A 20,145-nucleotide genomic window follows, 5' to 3' on the forward strand; every position below is an offset into this window, starting at 1 on the left:
GGACAAGGGGGCGCGGGCCGCTCGGGGGCCGGGGCGGTTACGCCTTGCGCAGGCGGAACGTCAGGGCCAGGGACTCGTCCGTGAACGGTTCGCCGTACGCCCCGTCCGCCTCGCCGGCGGCGGAGGCGGCGAAGTCGGTGGCGAGCACCTCGTCGGCGATCAGCGCCGCGTGGTCCGTCAGGGCCGTGACGACCTCCGGCTCCGCGGAGGACCACCGCAGGGCGATCCGGTCCGCGACGTCCAGGCCCGAGTTCTTGCGGGCCTCCTGGATCAGGCGGATCGCGTCACGGGCCAGCCCCGCCAGCCGCAGCTCCGGGGTGATCTCCAGGTCCAGGGCGACCGTCGCCCCGGAGTCCGAGGCCACCGACCAGCCCTCGCGCGGGGTCTCCGTGATGATGACCTCCTCCGGGGAGAGGGCCACGGACTCGCCGTTCACCTCGACCTCGGCGGCGCCGGCGCGCAGGGCCAGGGACAGGGCCGCCGCGTCGGCCGCGGCCACCGCCTTGGCCACGTCCTGCACGCCCTTGCCGAAGCGCTTGCCCAGGGCCCGGAAGTTCGCCTTCGCCGTCGTGTCCACCAGGGACCCGCCGACCTCGGAGAGGGAGGCCAGGGAGGAGACGTTCAACTCCTCGGTGATCTGGGACCGGAGCTCCGGGGAGAGGGCCTCGAAGCCCACCGCGCCGACCAGCGCGCGCGACAGCGGCTGGCGGGTCTTGACGCCCGACTCGGCGCGGGTGGCCCGGCCCAGCTCCACCAGGCGGCGGACCAGCTGCATCTGCTGCGAGAGGGCGGGGTCGATCGCGGAGGGGTCCGCGACCGGCCAGGCGGACAGGTGGACCGACTCGGGGGCGTCCGCGGTGACCGGGACGACCATGTCCTGCCAGACCCGCTCCGTGATGAACGGGGTCAGCGGGGCCATCAGCCGGGTGACCGTCTCCACGACGTCGTGCAGGGTGCGCAGCGCGGCGGCGTCGCCCTGCCAGAACCGCCGGCGCGAGCGGCGGACGTACCAGTTGGACAGGTCGTCGACGAACGCGGACAGCAGCTTGCCGGCGCGCTGGGTGTCGTACGCCTCCATCGCCTCGGTGACCTCGGTGACGAGGGCGTGCAGCTCGGAGAGCAGCCACCTGTCCAGGACGGTCCGGTCGGCCGGAGCCGGATCCGAGGCGGAGGGCGCCCAGTTCGAGGTACGGGCGTACAGGGCCTGGAAGGCGACCGTGTTCCAGTAGGTCAGCAGCGTCTTGCGCACGACCTCCTGGATCGTGCCGTGGCCGACGCGGCGGGCCGCCCACGGGGAGCCGCCGGCCGCCATGAACCAGCGGACCGCGTCCGCGCCGTGCTGGTCCATCAGCGGGATCGGCTGGAGGATGTTGCCCAGGTGCTTGGACATCTTCCGGCCGTCCTCGGCGAGGATGTGGCCCAGGCAGACGACGTTCTCGTACGAGGACTTGTCGAAGACCAGCGTGCCGACCGCCATGAGCGTGTAGAACCAGCCGCGGGTCTGGTCGATCGCCTCCGAGATGAACTGCGCGGGGTAGCGCTTCTCGAAGATCTCCTTGTTCTTGTACGGGTAGCCCCACTGCGCGAACGGCATCGAGCCCGAGTCGTACCAGGCGTCGATGACCTCGGGCACGCGGACGGCGGTCAGCGCGCAGCCCTCGTGCCGGCACGGGAAGGTGACCTCGTCGATGTACGGGCGGTGCGGGTCCAGGGCACTGTGGTCCCGGCCCGACAGCTCGCTCAGTTCGGCGCGGGAGCCGACGCAGGTGAGGTGGCCCTCCTCGCAGCGCCAGATCGGCAGCGGAGTGCCCCAGTAGCGGTTGCGGGACAGCGCCCAGTCGATGTTGTTGTTCAGCCAGTCGCCGAAGCGGCCCTGCTTGACCGAGTCCGGGAACCAGTTGGTCTTCCCGTTCTCGCGCAGCATCGCGTCCTTGACGGCGGTGGTGCGGATGTACCAGGACGGCTGCGCGTAGTAGAGCAGCGCGGTGTGGCAGCGCCAGCAGTGCGGGTAGCTGTGCTCGTAGGCGATGTGCTTGAACAGCAGGCCGCGCGCGTCGAGGTCGGCGGTCAGCTTCTCGTCGGCCTTCTTGAAGAAGACGCCGCCGACCAGCGGGACCTCCTCCTCGAAGGTGCCGTCGGGGCGGACCGGGTTCACGACGGGCAGGCCGTACGCGCGGCAGACCGCGAGGTCGTCGGCGCCGAAGGCGGGCGACTGGTGGACGAGACCGGTGCCGTCCTCGGTCGTCACGTACTCGGCGTTCACGACGTAGTGGGCGGGCTCGGGGAACTCGACCAGCTCGAAGGGGCGCTGGTAGGTCCAGCGCTCCATCTCCTTGCCCGTGAAGGACTCGCCGGTGGCCTCCCAGCCCTCGCCCAGGGACTTCTCCAGCAGCGGCTGGGCGACGACGAGCCGCTCCTCGCCGTTGGTCGCCACGACGTACGTGACGTCCGGGTGCGCGGCGACGGCGGTGTTGGAGACCAGGGTCCACGGGGTGGTCGTCCAGACCAGCAGGGCCGCCCGGCCGGCCAGCGGGCCGGAGGTGAGCGGGAAGCGGACGTACACCGACGGGTCCACGACCGTCTCGTAGCCCTGCGCCAGCTCGTGGTCGGAGAGGCCGGTGCCGCAGCGCGGGCACCAGGGGGCCACGCGGTGGTCCTGGGTGAGCAGCCCCTTGTTGAAGATCTCCTTCAGGGACCACCACACGGACTCGACGTACTCGGGGTCCATCGTCCGGTAGGCGTCGTCCAGGTCGACCCAGTAGCCCATCCGGGTCGTGAGGTCGGCGAACGCGTCGGTGTGGCGGGTCACGGACTCGCGGCACTTGGCGTTGAACTCGGCGATGCCGTACGCCTCGATGTCCTGCTTGCCGTTGAAGCCGAGCTCCTTCTCGACGGCGAGCTCGACGGGCAGGCCGTGGCAGTCCCAGCCGGCCTTGCGGGCCACGTGGTAGCCGCGCATGGTGCGGAAGCGGGGGAAGACGTCCTTGAAGACGCGGGCCTCGATGTGGTGCGCGCCGGGCATGCCGTTGGCGGTGGGCGGGCCCTCGTAGAAGACCCACTCGGGGCGGCCCTCGGACTGCTCCAGGGTCTTGGCGAAGGTCTTGCTCTCGCGCCAGAAGTCGAGGACTGCGTGCTCAAGGGCGGGCAGGTCGACCTGGGCGGGTACCGGGCGGTACTGCGGCGGTGTGGTCATGAGGCTGAACTCTTCCTCCGGCGGGATGTCACTTCCGTCGGAGGGACGAGAGCCGTCCTGTGGATCAGGGACGTGCTGCTCCCGCGGTACCACCCTCCTTGGCCTCCGGACAGGTCCGGCGGCCCCCTCATTGGGGTGCGAAGCCGGTTCTACTCGCGTGCCCGGGGCCCTCGCGGGTCCGTGCGCGCTTTCTTCCGGCGGCTCCGGGGTGATCCTTCACGTCGCGCTCGCCCCCGGGCTCTCACCGTCCCCGGGTCGCTCCTGGCTGCGTCCGACGCTACTCGTCCCCATCCATGCCTCTCGCTGGGGCCAGTGTACGGGCCCGGGGGCCGCCCGGCAGACCGGTTTACGGGGGCCCGCGGCCGGGCCCCCGCCCCGGCGCGGCGGGGGCGCGGGAGCCGCCCGGCGGGGGCCGTCGGGGCGACCCGTACGGTCCCGCGCGGCGGTACGGGTTCGGGTGGGGCGCGTGGGGCGGATTACGGGGCTTCCGGCTGGGCACAACGGATGCAGGTCGGCGTCTTCGGATGCGCGCCCCGTTGCCGCGGGGCCGGAGTCGATTTATCGTTCCGGCACGATTCGCGAGCAAAGATCACAGTATGTGAAGGGGCCGCGACCATGGTGGCGAAGAAGACCGCCGGGAGTACTGCGAAGAAGGCCGTCGGACGGGCCGCCGGGAAGGCGACGGCGGCCGGCGGCGCGGCTCCGGCCGACGACGCGGCTCCGGCCGGGAAGGTGACCGCCGCCGGGGCGACCGCCGCGAGGAAGACGGCTGCCGTCCGCGGGACGGCCGCCGGGAAGAAGGCGACCACCGTCGCGAGGACGACGGCCGCGAGGAAGGCGACGGCCGAACCGGCCGGCGCCGAGGGGGCGGCGCAGGCCGCGAAGAAGACGGGAGTCCGCAAAGTGGTTGCCAAGAAGAGCACGGGTGCGACGAGGAAGACGGTGGCCGCCACCAGCGGGCTGCCCAAGACGCGCCCCGCGGCGCCCTCCGCGCCCGGCGAGCTCGCCGTCCGGCCCGGGGAGGACCCGTGGACCCCGGAGGAGGTCGGGGAGGCCCGTACCGCGCTGTCCGCCGAGGTGGTGCGGCTGCGCGACGAGCTGGAGGCCTCCGAGGCCGCGATCTCGGGCCTGATGCGCGACTCCGGGGACGGCGCGGGCGACGACCAGGCCGATACGGGCACCAAGAACATCACCCGGGAGTCCGAGCTGGCCCTCGCGGCGAACGCCACCTCGATGCTGGAGCAGACCGAGCGGGCTCTGGAGCGGCTGGAGGCGGGCACCTACGGGCTCTGCGAGAACTGCGGGCAGCCCATCGGCAAGGCCAGGATGCAGGCGTTCCCGCGGGCGACGCTGTGCGTGGACTGCAAGCAGAAGCAGGAGCGGCGGCACTAGGGCGTCGCGAGCCCGGCAGGATTCGAAAGGGACGCCCTGGGTCGGGAGCCGTACGGGGCGGGAGTGCGCCGGGGCCCCGGCGGGCGGTGAGGTACCGCACAGGCGTGCACGCGTGCCCTGACGTACTCTCGTGTCTCGTCAGGGTCCAGCAGCCTGGCGCGTCTGTGGTCGGCAACCGGGTACGAGCTAGTTCGAGGGACTCACGTGGCAGAGGCGGAGCGCATCATCGGTACGCCGGAGGTCGGGGACGACTCCCAGCCGGAGTCCGCCGAGCCCAGGGGGCACCGGCGGATCGTCGCGCTGCTCGTCGTGGCGACGCTCGCCTACGTCCTCGACCTCGGTACCAAGATGCTGGTCGTGGCGAAGCTGGAGCACCAGCCGCCGATCGAGATCATCGGCGACCTGCTGCGGTTCGAGGCGGTCCGCAACCCGGGCGCCGCGTTCGGCTTCGGCGAGGCGTTCACGATCATCTTCACCTGCATCGCGGCCACCGTGATCGTGGTGATCGTCCGACTGGCCCGCAAGCTCTACAGCCTGCCCTGGGCAATCGCCCTGGGCCTGCTGCTGGGCGGTGCGCTGGGCAACCTGACCGACCGGATCTTCCGTTCGCCGGGCGTGTTCCGGGGGGCCGTGGTCGACTTCATCGCGCCGGCCCACTTCGCCGTCTTCAACCTCGCCGACTCGGCGATCGTGTGCGGCGGCATCCTGATCGTGCTGCTGTCCTTCAAGGGCCTGGACCCGGACGGCACCGTCCACAAGGACTGACCGCGGGACCGGGCGCCGAGCCGCCGCGGAGCCGTGCGGGGGACCGAGCGCGGGGCCGGTCATCTGCCGAGTCCTGCATACTCGACGGGTGAGTACGATTCCCGAGATCCGCACCCTGCCCGTTCCCGATGGCCTTGAGGGCGAGCGCGTCGACGCCGCCATCGCCCGTATGTTCGGATTTTCCCGGACGAAGGCGGCCGAACTCGCGGCCGCGGGGAAGGTGTCGGTCGACGGCAGCATCGTCGGGAAGTCCGAGCGGGTGCACGGCGGCGCCTGGCTCGAAGTCGAGATGCCCGCCCCCCCGCGGCCGGTCGAGGTCGTGGCCGAGCCCGTCCCCGGCATGGAGATCGTCCACGACGACGACGACATCGTCGTCATCATGAAGCCGGTGGGCGTCGCCGCCCACCCGAGCCCCGGCTGGACCGGCACCACCGTCATCGGCGGCCTCGCCGCGGCCGGCTACCGCATCTCCACCTCCGGCGCCGCCGAGCGCCAGGGCATCGTGCACCGCCTCGACGTCGGCACCTCCGGCCTGATGGCCGTCGCCAAGTCCGAGCGCGCGTACACCTCCCTCAAGAACCAGTTCCGCGAGCGCGTCGTCGACAAGCGCTACCACGCGCTGGTCCAGGGCCACCCGGACCCGATGAGCGGCACCATCGACGCGCCGATCGGCCGCCACCCGAGCGCCGACTACAAGTGGGCCGTGACCCAGGAGGGCAAGCCCTCGGTCACCCACTACGACCTGATCGAGGCCTTCCGCTCGGCCTCGCTGCTGGACATCAAGCTGGAGACGGGGCGCACGCACCAGATCCGCGTGCACATGGCCGCGCACCGCCACCCCTGCGTCGGCGACCTGACCTACGGCGCCGACCCGACCGTCGCGAAGCGGCTGGGGCTGACCCGCCAGTGGCTGCACGCCGTGCGGCTGGGCTTCGAGCACCCGTCGGACGGGCAGTGGGTCGAGTTCGAGAGCACCTACCCGGCCGACCTGCAGCACGCGCTGGACGTGATCCGGGCGGAGAGCGAGTGACCCCGCCGCAGGTCGCGATCCGGGTCGCCACCTCCGAGGAGGACCTGCGGGCCTGCTTCGCGGTGCGCACCGCGGTCTTCGTCGTCGAGCAGTCCGTGCCGGAGTCCGTCGAGTACGACGCGTACGACGCGGACGCGGTCCACGTGCTGGCCGTGGCGCCGGACGGGGAGCCGCTGGGCACGGGGCGGCTGCTGCACGGGGCCGCCGCGCTCGGCAAGACCGGGTCCGAGGGAGTCGGCTCGCTGGGCCGCCTCGCCGTCGCCCGGTCCGCCCGCGGGCTGGGCGTGGGTGTGGCGCTGGTCCGTGCGATCGAGGCGGAGGCGGCCCGGCTGGGCCTGGCGGCCGTCGACCTGGGCGCGCAGACGCACGCGCTCGGCTTCTACGAGCGGCTCGGCTACGTGGCGTACGGCCCGGAGTTCGAGGACGCGGGGATCCCCCACCGCGCCATGCGCCGCCCCCTCGCGGACAGCCCGCCGAACTGAGCCCCGCTCCCGGCCCCGGACGTCCGACACGGGGCGGCGGGGCGCCACCCGGCGCCGCCGCGTGCGGCGGACTGGCAGGGTGGGGGAGTGGATCAGCTTGCTCTCCTGTTCGTGCTGCTGCTCGGGGCCGTGGTCAGCGTCCCGCTCGGAGACCGGCTCGGACTGCCCGCGCCCGTCCTGATGACCGTCGGCGGCGTCGCCCTCGCGCTGGTGCCCGCCGTGCCCAACGTCGACGTCCCGCCCGAGTACATCCTGCCGCTGGTGCTGCCGCCGCTGCTGTACGCCTCGGTGCAGCGCACCTCCTGGCGCCAGTTCGCCGCCAACGTGCGGCCCATCCTGCTGCTGGCCGTGGCCCTGGTGTTCGTCACCACCGCCGCCGTCGCGGCCGTCGCGCACGCCGTGGTGCCCGGGCTGCCGATCGCCGTCGCCGTCGCGCTCGGCGCGCTCGTCGCCCCGCCCGACCCGGTCGCCGCCACGGCGGTCGCCGGATCGCTCGGGCTGCCCCGGCGCATGGTGTCGATCCTGGAGGGCGAGGGGCTCTTCAACGACGTCACGGCCATCGTGCTCTACCACGTCGCCGTCGCCGCGGCCGTCAGCGGCAGCTTCTCCTGGCCGGCGGCGCTCGGCGAGTTCGTGCTGTCCGCCGTCGTCGCCGTGGCGGTCGGCCTGGCCCTGGGCTGGGCGGCCCACCGGCTCATGGGGCGGCTCGGTGACGCCAGCCTGCAGATCGGGCTGACGCTGCTGGTCCCGTTCGTGTCGTACGTGATGGCCGAGGAACTCCAGGGGTCGGGGGTGCTGGCGGTGCTGACGACGGCCCTGTTCCTCGCCGAGTACGCCTCCGACGCCGACGACGTGCTGGGCAGGCTCGCCGGGCACACCTTCTGGGAGGTCGTCGACATGCTGGTGACGGGCGTGGCGTTCGGGCTCATCGGGCTGGAGCTGCACAACGTCTTCGGCACGGCGAAGGGCCGCGAGTGGGAGATGGCCGGCGCGGCGGCGGCCGTGGTCGCGGTGGTCGTCGGCGTGCGGCTGGTGTGGCTGCTGCCGGCCGGCTGGCTGGCGAAGAAGCTGCACCGGCGGCGCGACTACGACGAGGAGATCCCGCTGAGCTGGCGGGAGAGTGTGGTGATGTGGTGGGCCGGGATGCGGGGCGTGGCCTCGGTCGCCCTGGCCCTCGCCCTGCCGTTCCGGACCGACGGCGGCGAGGCCTTCCCCGCGCGCGACGAGATCGTCTTCATCGCCTTCTCCGTGATCATGGCGACGCTGGTGCTCCAGGGCCTCACCCTGCCGTGGCTGGTGCGGCGGCTGGGGGTGGAGGCCGACTCCGACGCCGACAAGGAGATCGAGCGCGTCCTCGCGATCCGCGCGGCCAAGGCGGCGAAGCGCCGGCTCAAGGAGATCCAGGAGGTCGAGGACCTGCCGGAGGACCTGGTCGAGACGCTCCACCGGCGCGCGTACGACGTGGGAGCGCGGATCAGCCCCGACATGGTGGACGAGGAGCGGCGCGAGGCGTACGCGAAGCGGGTCGAGCGCATCCGCGACATCCAGCGGATCCAGCGGGAGATGATGTCGGCGGCCCGCCACGAGGTGCTGGCGGCGCGCAGCGAGCCCGGCTCGGATCCGGAGATCGTGGACCGGGTGCTGCGGCACCTGGACGTACGCAGCCTGCGCAGCCCGTGAGTCGGGTCCCGGCCGCCCGTCCCACGGCTTCGGGCCGGGGCCCCCAGGTCGGGGCTACCGGGCCGGGGCTACCGGGTCGGGGCGGTGCGGGCCCTGCCCTGGCCGGGGCCGGGGCCGGGGCCGGCCGCGGCGGCCGGGTCGGCGGCCAGGTCGGCGGCCGGGTCGGCGGCCGGGTCGGAGAGCGGGGAGGCGGGCGGGGTGCCGTGGGCCGGGGCGGTGGCGATGCGGGGGAGGGCGTAGGGGTGGTGGGCGACGAGCCAGGCGATCAGGCGCTCGCGGACTTCGCAGCGGACGGTCCACACGTCGTCGGCGTCCCTCGCCGTGACCATCGCGCGGACCTGGACCGTGTGCGGGGTGGTGTCCGTCACCACCAGGCCCGCGCCGCGGCCGTCCCACTCCGGGATGTCCTTGAGGATCCGCTGGAGCTGCTCGCGCATGAGCTCCACCGGCGCGCTGTGGTCCAGGTGCCAGAAGACCGTGCCGGTCATCTGCGCACCGCCGCGCGACCAGTTCTCGTACGGCTTGCTCGTGAAGTACGAGACCGGCATCGTGATCCGGCGCTCGTCCCAGGTGCGGACCGTGAGGAAGGTCAGGGTGATCTCCTCGACCGTGCCCCACTCCTTGTCGACGACGACCGTGTCGCCTATGCGGACGGTGTCGCCGAAGGCGATCTGGAGCCCGGCGAAGAGGTTGGACAGGGAGGACTGGGCCGCGATACCGGCGACGATGCCCAGCACACCGGCGGAGGCGAGCATCGAGGCGCCGACCGTGCGCATCGGCGGGAAGATCAGCAGCATCGCCGCCAGCGCGACGATCACCACCACCGCGGTCACCACCCGCTGGATGAGGGTGACCTGGGTGCGGACCCGGCGGACCCGGGCGGCGTCCTGGGCGCCGGCGGCATAGCGCGCGTAGGTGGAGTCGACGATCGCCGTGGCGAATCCCACGAGCAGCCAGGCCGCGCCGGCGATCAGGACGATGGTCAGGGCCCGGCCCACACCCACCGAGTGGTCGGGCAGGACGCGGGCCTGCCGGTACGACCCTCTGAGCAGACCCGCGCAGAGCACGAGCTGGAAGGGCAGGCGGCAGCGGCGCACCAGCCCCCACAGGGGGGTCTCGGGGTGCCGGGCGTCTATTCGGCGCAGCAGCAGGTCGAGCAGCCACCCGATGAGCAGGGTGACGGCCAGGCATGCGCCGACGACGACGGCAGGACGCAGGACGTTCTCCATCTCCATGGGTAAGAACGTAACCGGATGCCGTCGCGGGAAACTGGCACGATGGGAGGCATGAACATCATGCTCTTCCATTCGACGTACGGGCTGCGGCCCGCGGTGCACTCGGCGGCCGACCGGCTGCGCGCGGCTGGGCACCAGGTCCAGGTGCCCGACCTCTTCGAGGGGCGCACCTTCACCACCGTCGAGGAGGGCATGGCGCACCAGGACGCCATCGGCCGGGACGAGCTGCTCAAGCGCGCGGTGCTGGCCGCCGCCCCCCACTCCGACCAGGGCCTGGTCTACGCGGGCTTCTCCTTGGGCGGCTCCCTGGCCCAGCACCTGGCGCTGGCCGACGCCAAGGCGCGCGGACTGCTGCTCCTGCACGGCACCGCCGACCTGGAGGAGACCGCGGCGGTGGACGAGCTGCCGGTGCAGCTGCACGTCGCGGACCCGGACCCCTTCGAGCCGCACGACTGGCTGACTGCCTGGTACCTGCGGATGCGGCGGGCCGGTGCGGACGTGGAGGTCCACAGCTATCCGGGGGCGGGGCACCTGTTCACCGATCCGGGGCTGGAGGACTACGACGCCGAGGCCGCCGAGCAGGCCTGGAAGGTCGCGATCGGCTTCCTCGACAGCCTGTAGGGCGGCGCCGCCGATCGCGGCCGGCGGCTGCCGGTTCGCGTCCCGCGGCGCGCCTCCCCGCCCCGACGCGTCGGCGCGGGGCACGGTCCGGCGCTCTCCGGCCCGTGCCCCGCGCCTGTTCACGGCGGGGGAGCTGTGGTTCAGCCCGCCCGGTAGGCCGTCCAGTTGCTCGTCATCCGGGCCACCTGGCCCGCGGAGAACTGGTACATGCAGGAGTCGTACGTGTAGTCCATGAAGTTGCGGATCGGGTCGGTGCCCGGCTTGCTCGCGCAGCTGTCGCGGCCGGTCGGGCACTCGTACGCGGCGCTCTTCTCGGCCGGGGTGTCGGCGACGTAGTCGCCGTTTCCATTGCAGCCGCCCTGGAAGGTGTGGTAGAGGCCGAGCCAGTGGCCGACCTCGTGGGTGGCGGTGTCGCCCTCGTTGTAGTTGGCCGAGGCGCCGCCCGGCAGCGAGCTGTCGAGTACGACCACGCCGTCCATCTTGGGGCTGGAGGCGTAGGAGGTCGGGAAGGTCGCCCAGCCGAGCAGGCCGCCGGAGAGCTTGGCGGTGTAGAAGTTCAGCGCGCCCGGGCCGCCCTTGCGCAGGGTGTTCTTCATGGCCGTCTCGGCCTGGGAGCCGGAGGCCAGGTTGTACCAGGCGGCGTTGTCCGTGTAGTCCGTCGAGGCCAGGGTGAACTGGAAGTTGGAGTTCACGTTGCCCGTGCCCTGGCCGCCGTAAGCGGCGTTCAGGACCGCCAGCTGCTTGCTGATGTCGGTGGCCGTCAGCTTTCCGGCGGTGCCGGAGTGGACGACGTGGAAGTACACGGGGATGTTCGTGACGGCCTCGGCGGCGCGCAGGCTGCGCTGCGGCTGGTTCTTGAGGGCCTTGTCGAGCTTCGCCCTGAGATCGGCGTCCATGGCCTTCGCCTGGGTGTCGGTGACCTCGTTGGGCTCGTGCGCGTGCTCGTCGTGGGGGCGGGCGACGCGGGCGTTGGCGGCGGCTCCGGCCGTGCCTTCCTCGACGCACACCTCGGCGGGGGTCTTGGCGGCGGCGAGCGTGGTGGGCGCGGCGAGCGGGGTGAAGGCAAGCGTTCCGGCCAGGACCGCCGTACCCATGAGGCGGCGGCGGAGAAGGGGGGATATGCGGGCAAAGGCGCGCACGTGTGCTCCTCGCGGTGGGGGGTTGTGGCCGAAGGATCTCTCCGACTGGCGCGAAGCTTATGTGTGCATGACATATTCAGGTCAAGATCCCTACGTAAAAGATTTGTTGCTTCTGATGCCGAAGGGGCGCCTGGTCTGAACCAGACGCCCCTCGGGACCGCAGATTTGACGGTTTGTCAGCGAACCGGTTGGTTGGCCCGCTCCACCTTCTGGGTCCCGTTCAGGGTCCGGTAGGAGCGCGCCCACGCGGCTGTGGCGTCCTGCCGGGCCTTGTCCGATACGACGTAGTAGTCCATCTGGGAGCGCTCGGCCGTCACGTCCAGGACGCCGTACCCGTGCGCGTCCATGTCCAGCCACTTCACATGCCAGTTGGCGCTCTTGACGGCCGTCTCGGCGACCAGCGAGGCCGTGTCGGCCGGCACGCGCAGGATGTCGTCGAGGTTGTCCGAGCTCACCGAGGTCACCACGAACTCGGTGGCCGCCGTGCCCGATCCCGGGTACGTCGCCATGTTCACCGGGACCTCGTTCGCCCACGCCATGTGGATGTCCCCGGTGAGGAACACGGTGTTCTTGACGCCCCGGTCCTTCAGGTGGCCCAGCAGCTCCTTGCGGTCGTCCGTGTAGCCGTCCCACTGGTCCACGTTGACCGCGATGCCGCCCTCCGGCAGGCCGAGCAGCTTCGCCAGCGGCTTCATCAGGTGGGCGGGCAGGGAGGCGAAGGCCACCGGCGAGATCATCACCGAGGTGCCGACCAGCTTCCACGTCGCGGTGGAGTTCGCCAGCCCGGACTTGAGCCAGTCCAGCTGGGCCCGCCCGGTGAGGGTGCGCTCGGGGTCGTCGACCGAGCCGCTGCCGGCCTTGACCTGCTGCGAGCGGAAGGAGCGCAGGTCGAGGAGGTGCAGGTCGGCGAGGGTGCCGAAGCGCAGGCGCCGGTAGACGGTGCCCGCGATGGAGGCGCGGACGGGCATCCACTCGAAGTACGCCTGCTTGGCGGCGGCCGCGCGGGCCGCCCAGTCGCCCTCGGAGGCGGGGGTGTGGTTGTCGGCGCCGCCGGACCAGGTGTCGTCGGCGAACTCGTGGTCGTCCCAGATGGCGATGACCGGGTGCGCGGCGTGCAGCGCTTGGAGGTCGGCGTCGGTCTTGTACTTCCCGTGCCGGGTGCGGTAGTCCGCCAGCGAGACGATCTCGTGCTCGGGCTCGTGCCGGCGTACGACGTACTTGGCCTCCGGGTAGCCCCCGGTCTGGTACTCGTAGATGTAGTCGCCCAGGTGCAGGACGGCGTCCAGGTCGGCGCGGGCGGCCAGGTGGCGGTAGGCGGAGAAGTAGCCGGACTCCCAGTTGGCGCAGGAGACCACGCCGAACCGGACCCCGGGGGTGGCGGCCTCGTGCGCCGGGGTGGTCCGGGTGCGGCCGACGGGGGAGACGGTGGCGCCGGCGGTGAACCGGTACCAGTACGGCGTCTGCGGGCTCAGGCCGCGGACGTCCACCTTGACGGTGTGGTCGGTGGCGGCGCTCGCCGTGACGGCGCCGGTGGCGATGATCCGGGAGAAGGCCTTGTCCCCGGCCACCTCCCAGGTCACCTGGACGGCGGGGCCGGCGCCGGAGCCCGGCAGGGCCTCGGCGGTCGGGGTGACGCGGGTCCACAGCAGGACCCCGTCGGGCAGCGGGTCGCCGGAGGCGACGCCGTGCAGGAAGGCGGGCGCGGCGGTTGCCGCGTGGGCCGCCGGGGCGCCCAGCGCGGTGAGCGGGGCCAGCGCGGCCGTGGCCGCCGCGGCGAGGACGACCGTACGGCGACGGGGCGCCGCCTGGGTCGAAAGGGAGGAGAGATGACTGGTCACGGATGATCATATTACTGGCGGGTATGGTCACTGGAACAGTCATCGGAAAGCAACGGGCGGGCGAACTTCGGGAGTTCGCCCGCCCGTTGGCGCGCCGTGTCCGGAAACCAGTTCCGGGATTGGCCTGGGATCAGCCCTTGAGGGCCTTGTCCACAGCCTCGGTGAACGCCTGCGCCGTCGCCGGGGTCTCGATCTTCTTGCCGTCCATCCTCAAGGTCGGAGTGCCCGTCACCCCGGACTTGTTGAAGGCCTTCGACATCTCCAGCGCCCACCGGTCGTAGGTGCCGTTCTCGACCGCCTTCTTGAACTCGGCGTTGCCCTTCAGCGCCGGGACCGTGTCCGCGACCTTCAGCAGGTAGTCGTCCTTCGCGAAGCTGTCGACGCTCTCCTCGGGGTGCAGCTCCTTGGAGTACAGGGCGGCCTTGAAGTCGAGGAAGGCGTCCGGACCGACGTTCAGCGCCGCGCCCAGCGCGCTCAGCGCGTTCTTCGAGCCCTCGCCCTTGACGGCGTTGTCGATGAAGGTGGCGCCGAAGTACTGGAGCTTGAACTTGCCGGCGTCGACGTCCTTCTTGATCTGCTCGCCGACCTCCTGCTCGAAGGAGGCGCAGGCCGGGCAGCGCGAGTCCTCGTAGAGCTCCAGGGTCTTGGGCGCCTCGGCCTTGCCGACGACGACCGTGGTGCCGTTCTCGCCCGTGGTGTTCTTCGGCTGGACCAGCTCGGCCGTGGCCGCCTTGTCCCACTGGTCGGGCTGGTTGGCCTGCACGACCAAGTAGCCGACGCCGCCGGCCAGGGCCAGGACGCCGACGACCGCGGCGGCCACCAGTACCTGTCGGCGTGCGCGGGCCTTCTTCGCCTGCGCCTCGCGCTCGGCGCGCAGCCGCTCGCGGGCCGCGGCCTTGTTCGCCTGGCTGTTGCGTGAACTCATGATGATCTCCGTGGAAGTGTGCGGAAGGAAGGGACCGTGCGCGGTTCAGGCGCTCGCGAGCGCGCCGCGCACGGGCGGTCCCCGCCGTCCCACGGAGTGTGCGGGGAATCGCGTACGGGCCCCCGGGCCCGGAACGCGCGGCCGCAGGGGCCGCCGCGCGGGACCGGGAGCGGGCGAGGCCGAGGCCGCGGCCAGGCGCAGCGGCCGGAACGCGAAGCCGGCCACCGCCCGCAGCAGCCGGCCCAGGGCCCGCTCGCCGCGGCGCAGCCACCCGGCGGCCAGCAGCCCGACCGAGACGTGCGCGCCGAGCAGCAGCCAGGGCGTCCACACGCCGGGCGCGGCCAGCAGCGCGGCCGGGTCGGAGGCCGGTCCGGCCACTTCGGTGAGCGGCCCGCCCACCGGATTGCCGCCGCACAGCGCGTCCAGGCCCATCGCGCGCAACGGGCCCGAGACGGGACCGCCCGCGGGGCCGTAGCAGAGGTGCTGGCCGGCGGTGAACAGCGTGTCGGCCGCCAGTTCCAGCGGCACCAGCAGTCCCGCGATGGGGCCGAAGCCCCGCTCGCGGCCCGCCAGCGCGTAGGCGATCGCGAACACGCCGGCGAAGGCCCCGGCGATCATCGCGGGCGGCAGCGGCACCCGGGACATCAGGACGTGCGAGCCGGCCGAGAGCAGCACGACGAGCGCGCTGAACAGCGCCGCCCGCAGCCCCCGGAGGCCCACCCCTGATATGTCCATCGCGGCGAGTCTGCCATGCCTTCCTGTGGAAGCGGGCTACCGGGTCAGGCGGCCGTTGCGGAACAGGTCCACGAAGATCTGGTGGTCCGCCCGGGCCCGGGCCCCGTAGGCGTGGGCGAAGTCCACGAGGAGCTCGGCGAAGCCCTCCTCGTCGGCGGCGATGGCCGCGTCGATGGCCCGCTCGGTGGAGAAGGGGACCAGCGTCTGGCCGCTCTCGTCCTCGTCGGCGGCCCCGTGCATCGTCGCCGTCGCCCGGCCCAGGTCCGCGACGACCGCCGCGATCTCCTCCGGCTCGTCCAGGTCCGACCAGTCCAGGTCCACGGCGTAGGGGGAGACCTCCGCCACCAGCTGGCCCGCCCCGTCCAGCTCGGTCCAGCCCAGCCAGGGGTCGGCGTGGGCCTGGAGCGCGCGCTGGGAGATCACCGTGCGGTGCCCCTCGTGGTGGAAGTAGTCCCGCACCGCCCGGTCCGTCACGTGCCGGGAGACCGCCGGGGTCTGCGCCTGCTTGAGGTAGATCACGACGTCGTTCTCCAGGGCGTCGCTGTGGCCCTCCAGCAGGATGTTGTACGAGGGCAGGCCCGCCGAGCCGATCCCGACGCCCCGGCGGCCCACCACGTCCTTGACCCGGTAGGAGTCCGGCCGCACCAGGGACTCGTCGGGCAGGGTCTCCAGGTACCCGTCGAAGGCGGCCAGCACCTTGTAGCGGGTGGCGGCGTCGAGCTCGATGGTGCCCGCGCCGGGCGCGAAGCGGCGCTCGTAGTCGCGTATCTCCGTCATCGAGTCCAGCAGCGCGAAGCGGGTGCGCGCGCGGGCCGAGCGCAGCGCGCCCAGCAGCGGGCCCTCGGCGGTGTCCAGGGTGAAGGAGGGCACCTCCTCGTACTTGACCCCGGCCGCCAGGCGGTGGATCCGCTCGCGGTAGGCGGCCGCGTAGATCCGCACCAGCTCGCTTATCTGGTCGTCGCTGAGCGCCTTCGTGTAGCCGATCAGGGCGACGGAGGCCGCGAACCGCTTGAGGTCCCAGGTGAAGGGGCCGACGTAGGCCTCGTCGAAATCGTTCACATTGAAGACCAGCCGGCCGTGGGAGTCCATGTAGGTGCCGAAGTTCTCGGCGTGGAGATCGCCGTGGATCCAGACCCGGCCCGTCCGCTCGTCCAGGTAGGGGCCGCCGTGGCGCTCCCGCTCCAGGTCCGCGTAGAAGAGGCAGGCGGTGCCCCGGTAGAAGGCGAAGGCGGAGGCCGCCATCTTCCGGAATTTGACCTGGAAGGCCGCGGGGTCGGCGGCGAGGAGCGCGCCGAACGCGGTGTCGAACACGTCGAGGATCTGCTCCGCGCGCTGCTCGTCGGTCGTCTCGGGAACCGCCATGGCGGATGCCTCCTGGTGGTGCGGGGGTGCGGGGTGGGCCGGTTTTCGATCGTGCGGGGCCGGACGGTGTCCTTGGTCGTGCAACGCATGACCGTACCCCTGCGTGCCCGTGATCTGTCACCCGCGCGTCGTAGACTTCGAGGCCGCCCCCCTCTCTCCCCGCCGGAGGTCTGCCACCGTGACCAAGCCGCCGTTCACGCACCTGCACGTCCACACCCAGTACTCGCTGCTGGACGGTGCCGCGCGGCTGAAGGACATGTTCAACGCGTGCAACGAGATGGGCATGACGCACATCGCCATGTCCGACCACGGCAACCTGCACGGGGCCTACGACTTCTTCCACACGGCGCAGAAGGCCGGCATCACGCCGATCATCGGCATCGAGGCGTACGTCGCCCCCGAGTCCCGGCGCAACAAGCGGCGCATCCAGTGGGGACAGCCCCACCAGAAGCGCGACGACGTCTCCGGCTCCGGCGGCTACACGCACAAGACGATCTGGGCGGCGAACGCCACCGGCCTGCACAACCTCTTCCGGCTGTCCTCCGACGCCTACGCCGAGGGCTGGCTCACGAAGTGGCCGCGTATGGACAGGGAGACCATCAGCAAGTGGTCGGAGGGCCTGATCGCCTCCACCGGCTGCCCCTCCGGCGAGCTCCAGACCCGGCTGCGCCTCGGCCAGTTCGACGAGGCGCTCAAGGCCGCCTCCGACTACCAGGACATCTTCGGCAAGGAGCGCTACTTCCTGGAGCTGATGGACCACGGCATCGAGATCGAGCGCCGGGTCCGCGACGGGCTGCTGGAGATCGGCAGGAAGCTCGGCATCCCGCCGCTGGTGACGAACGACTCGCACTACACGTACGCCAGCGAGGCCGGCGCCCACGACGCCCTGCTCTGCATCCAGACGGGCAAGAACCTCTCGGACCCGGACCGCTTCCGCTTCGACGGCACCGGCTACTACCTGAAGTCCACGGACGAGATGTACGCCATCGACTCCTCGGACGCCTGGCAGCAGGGCTGCGCCAACACGAAGCTGGTCGCCGACCAGATCGAGACGGAGGGCATGTTCCAGTTCCGGAACCTGATGCCCAAGTTCGACATCCCGGACGGCTACACCGAGGTCACCTGGTTCCGCGAGGAGACCATGCGCGGCATGCACCGCCGCTACCCCGGGGGCATCCCGGAGGACCGGATGAAGCAGGCCGAGTACGAGATGGACACCATCATCTCGATGGGCTTCCCGGGCTACTTCCTCGTGGTCGCCGACTTCATCATGTGGGCCAAGAACCAGGGCATCGCGGTGGGCCCGGGCCGAGGCTCCGCGGCCGGCTCGATCGTGGCGTACGCCATGGGCATCACCGACCTCGACCCCATCACCCACGGCCTGATCTTCGAGCGCTTCCTGAACCCCGAGCGCGTCTCCATGCCCGATGTCGACATCGACTTCGACGAGCGCAGGCGCGTCGAGGTGATCCGGTACGTGACCGAGAAGTACGGCGCCGACAAGGTCGCCATGATCGGCACCTACGGCACCATCAAGGCCAAGAACGCGATCAAGGACTCCGCGCGCGTGCTGGGCTACCCGTACGCCATGGGCGACCGCCTGACCAAGGCCATGCCCGCCGACGTCCTCGGCAAGGGCATCCCGCTCTCCGGCATCCTCGACCCCTCGCACCCCCGCTACAGCGAGGCCGGCGAGATCCGCTCGATGTACGAGAACGAGCCGGACGTCAAGAAGGTCATCGACACCGCCCGCGGCGTGGAGGGCCTGGTCCGCCAGATGGGCGTGCACGCGGCCGGCGTGATCATGTCCAGCGAGACGATCACCGACCACGTGCCCGTCTGGGTACGCCACACCGACGGCGTCACCATCACCCAGTGGGACTACCCGAGCTGCGAGTCGCTCGGCCTGCTGAAGATGGACTTCCTCGGCCTGCGCAACCTGACGATCATGGACGACGCCGTCAAGATGGTGAAGGCCAACAAGGGGATCGACATCGATCTCCTGGCCCTGCCGCTCGACGACCCCAAGACCTTCGAACTGCTCGGCCGGGGCGACACCCTCGGCGTCTTCCAGTTCGACGGCGGGCCCATGCGGTCCCTGCTGCGGCTGATGAAGCCGGACAACTTCGAGGACATCTCCGCCGTCTCGGCCCTCTACCGGCCGGGCCCGATGGGCATGAACTCGCACACGAACTACGCCCTGCGCAAGAACAAGCAGCAGGAGATCACCCCGATCCACCCGGAGCTGGAAGGGCCCCTCGAAGAGGTGCTCGCGGTCACCTACGGGCTGATCGTCTACCAGGAGCAGGTGCAGAAGGCCGCCCAGATCATCGCCGGGTACTCGCTCGGCGAGGCCGACATCCTGCGCCGCGTGATGGGCAAGAAGAAGCCGGAGGAGCTGGCGAAGAACTTCGTCATCTTCGAGGAGGGCGCCAAGAGGAAGGGCTTCAGCGACCAGGCGATCAAGGCCCTGTGGGACGTCCTGGTCCCCTTCGCCGGCTACGCCTTCAACAAGGCGCACTCGGCCGCCTACGGCCTGGTCTCGTACTGGACCGCCTACCTCAAGGCGAATTTCCCGGCCGAGTACATGGCCGGCCTGCTCACCTCGGTCAAGGACGACAAGGACAAGTCCGCGATCTACCTGAACGAGTGCCGCCGGATGGGGATCAAGGTCCTCCCGCCGAACGTGAACGAGTCGGAGCCGAACTTCGCCGCCCAGGGCGACGACGTGATCCTCTTCGGCCTCACCGCCGTGCGCAACGTCGGGCAGAACGTCGTGGAATCGATCATCAAGACCCGCAAGGCCAAGGGCAAGTACTCCTCCTTCCCCGACTTCCTGGACAAGGTCGAGGCCGTCGTCTGCAACAAGCGGACCGTCGAATCGCTGATCAAGGCCGGCGCCTTCGACGAGATGGGCCACACCCGCAAGGGCCTGGTCGCCCACCACGAGCCGATGATCGACAACGTGGTCGCGGTCAAGCGCAAGGAGGCCGAGGGGCAGTTCGACCTCTTCGGCGGCATGGGCGACGAGAGCGCGGGCGACGAGCCCGGCTTCGGGCTCGACGTGGAGTTCTCCGACGTCGAGTGGGAGAAGTCGTACCTGCTGGCGCAGGAGCGCGAGATGCTCGGGCTCTACGTCTCCGACCACCCGCTCTTCGGCCTGGAGCACGTCCTGTCCGACAAGACCGACGCCGGGATCTCCCAGCTCACCGGCGGCGAGCACGCCGACGGCGCCGTCGTCACCATCGGCGGCATCATCTCCGGCCTCCAGCGCAAGATGACCAAGCAGGGCAACGCCTGGGCCATCGCCACCGTCGAGGACCTCGCCGGATCCATCGAGTGCATGTTCTTCCCCGCGACCTACCAGCTCGTCTCCACCCAGCTGGTCGAGGACACCGTCGTCTTCGTCAAGGGCCGCCTCGACAAGCGCGAGGACGTCCCCCGCCTGGTCGCGATGGAGATGATGGTCCCCGACCTCTCCTCAGCCGGCACCAACGCGCCCGTGGTCCTCACCATCCCCACCGTCAAGGTCACCCCGCCGATGGTGACCCGGCTGGGCGAGATCCTGCGCCACCACCGGGGCAACACGGAGGTGCGCATCAAGCTCCAGGGACCCCGCACCACCACCGTGCTGCGCCTCGACAAGCACCGCGTGCAGCCCGATCCGGCGCTCTTCGGCGACCTCAAGGTGCTGCTCGGGCCGTCCTGCCTGGCCGGCTGACACCATCCCCGCCGTATGACGGAAGGG

General features: G+C 71.4%; 14 protein-coding genes. 7 read left to right on the forward strand and 7 right to left on the reverse strand.

What is annotated here, in order from left to right; translation table 11 throughout:
- Positions 1–37: 37 nt before the first annotated feature.
- On the reverse strand, positions 38–3,193 hold the full coding sequence (gene ileS / locus ACFWUQ_RS19545) for an isoleucine--tRNA ligase (protein ID WP_384539330.1): 3,156 nt from the start codon (positions 3,191–3,193) through the stop codon (positions 38–40).
- A 615-nt stretch (positions 3,194–3,808) separates the two neighbouring features.
- Here ileS and ACFWUQ_RS19550 point away from each other — a divergent pair.
- The 5 genes from ACFWUQ_RS19550 to ACFWUQ_RS19570 all read left to right on the forward strand — a co-directional run bounded on the left by ACFWUQ_RS19550 (position 3,809) and on the right by ACFWUQ_RS19570 (position 8,542).
- Positions 3,809–4,585, forward strand: coding sequence for a TraR/DksA family transcriptional regulator (locus tag ACFWUQ_RS19550; RefSeq protein ID WP_384539333.1), 777 nt, complete (start codon positions 3,809–3,811; stop codon positions 4,583–4,585).
- A gap of 204 nt (positions 4,586–4,789) precedes the next feature.
- Positions 4,790–5,350, forward strand: a complete 561-nt coding sequence (gene lspA, locus ACFWUQ_RS19555; RefSeq protein ID WP_384539336.1) for a signal peptidase II — start codon at positions 4,790–4,792, stop codon at positions 5,348–5,350.
- Between the two features lie 88 nt (positions 5,351–5,438).
- Positions 5,439–6,380 carry an RluA family pseudouridine synthase gene (locus ACFWUQ_RS19560; RefSeq protein WP_384539338.1) on the forward strand — a complete coding sequence of 314 codons (942 nt, stop codon included), beginning with the start codon at positions 5,439–5,441 and terminating at the stop codon, positions 6,378–6,380.
- Entirely contained in the window at positions 6,377–6,862 is a 486-nt protein-coding gene (locus ACFWUQ_RS19565) for a GNAT family N-acetyltransferase (RefSeq protein WP_384539341.1), read from the forward strand. The genes ACFWUQ_RS19560 and ACFWUQ_RS19565 overlap by 4 nt, the downstream gene beginning before the upstream one ends.
- Before the next feature lie 87 nt (positions 6,863–6,949).
- Complete coding sequence (locus ACFWUQ_RS19570) at positions 6,950–8,542, forward strand: Na+/H+ antiporter (RefSeq protein WP_384539344.1); 1,593 nt, start codon at positions 6,950–6,952, stop codon at positions 8,540–8,542.
- A 68-nt stretch (positions 8,543–8,610) separates the two neighbouring features.
- Here ACFWUQ_RS19570 and ACFWUQ_RS19575 read toward each other — a convergent pair whose 3' ends face one another.
- Complete coding sequence (locus ACFWUQ_RS19575; RefSeq protein ID WP_384539422.1) at positions 8,611–9,771, reverse strand: mechanosensitive ion channel family protein; 1,161 nt, start codon at positions 9,769–9,771, stop codon at positions 8,611–8,613.
- A gap of 48 nt (positions 9,772–9,819) precedes the next feature.
- Between ACFWUQ_RS19575 and ACFWUQ_RS19580 the strand changes: the two genes are divergently transcribed.
- Complete coding sequence (locus ACFWUQ_RS19580; protein WP_384539347.1) at positions 9,820–10,398, forward strand: dienelactone hydrolase family protein; 579 nt, start codon at positions 9,820–9,822, stop codon at positions 10,396–10,398.
- 140 nt (positions 10,399–10,538) lie between these two features.
- On the opposite strand, the gene ACFWUQ_RS19585 is transcribed toward ACFWUQ_RS19580, so the two are convergent.
- The 5 genes from ACFWUQ_RS19585 to ACFWUQ_RS19605 form a co-directional block, all read right to left on the reverse strand.
- A complete protein-coding gene (locus ACFWUQ_RS19585; protein WP_384539425.1) occupies positions 10,539–11,492 on the reverse strand; it encodes a zinc metalloprotease in 954 nt (317 codons plus the stop codon).
- A gap of 221 nt (positions 11,493–11,713) precedes the next feature.
- The gene (locus ACFWUQ_RS19590; protein ID WP_384539350.1) at positions 11,714–13,375 is read right to left on the reverse strand and encodes an alkaline phosphatase D family protein; all 1,662 of its coding nucleotides are present in this window, start codon (positions 13,373–13,375) and stop codon (positions 11,714–11,716) included.
- Between the two features lie 130 nt (positions 13,376–13,505).
- A complete protein-coding gene (locus tag ACFWUQ_RS19595) occupies positions 13,506–14,300 on the reverse strand; it encodes a DsbA family protein (RefSeq protein ID WP_384539351.1) in 795 nt (264 codons plus the stop codon).
- A 45-nt stretch (positions 14,301–14,345) separates the two neighbouring features.
- Complete coding sequence (locus ACFWUQ_RS19600) at positions 14,346–15,035, reverse strand: hypothetical protein (RefSeq protein ID WP_384539354.1); 690 nt, start codon at positions 15,033–15,035, stop codon at positions 14,346–14,348.
- A gap of 36 nt (positions 15,036–15,071) precedes the next feature.
- Positions 15,072–16,397, reverse strand: coding sequence for a DUF2252 domain-containing protein (locus ACFWUQ_RS19605; protein WP_384539356.1), 1,326 nt, complete (start codon positions 16,395–16,397; stop codon positions 15,072–15,074).
- A gap of 178 nt (positions 16,398–16,575) precedes the next feature.
- Here ACFWUQ_RS19605 and dnaE point away from each other — a divergent pair, with 178 nt between their 5' ends.
- Entirely contained in the window at positions 16,576–20,118 is a 3,543-nt protein-coding gene (gene dnaE / locus ACFWUQ_RS19610; RefSeq protein ID WP_384539359.1) for a DNA polymerase III subunit alpha, read from the forward strand.
- Positions 20,119–20,145: the final 27 nt, after the last annotated feature.

Origin of the sequence: Streptomyces sp. NPDC058662, assembly GCF_042716255.1 — a bacterium.
Taxonomy (GTDB): domain Bacteria; phylum Actinomycetota; class Actinomycetes; order Streptomycetales; family Streptomycetaceae; genus Streptomyces.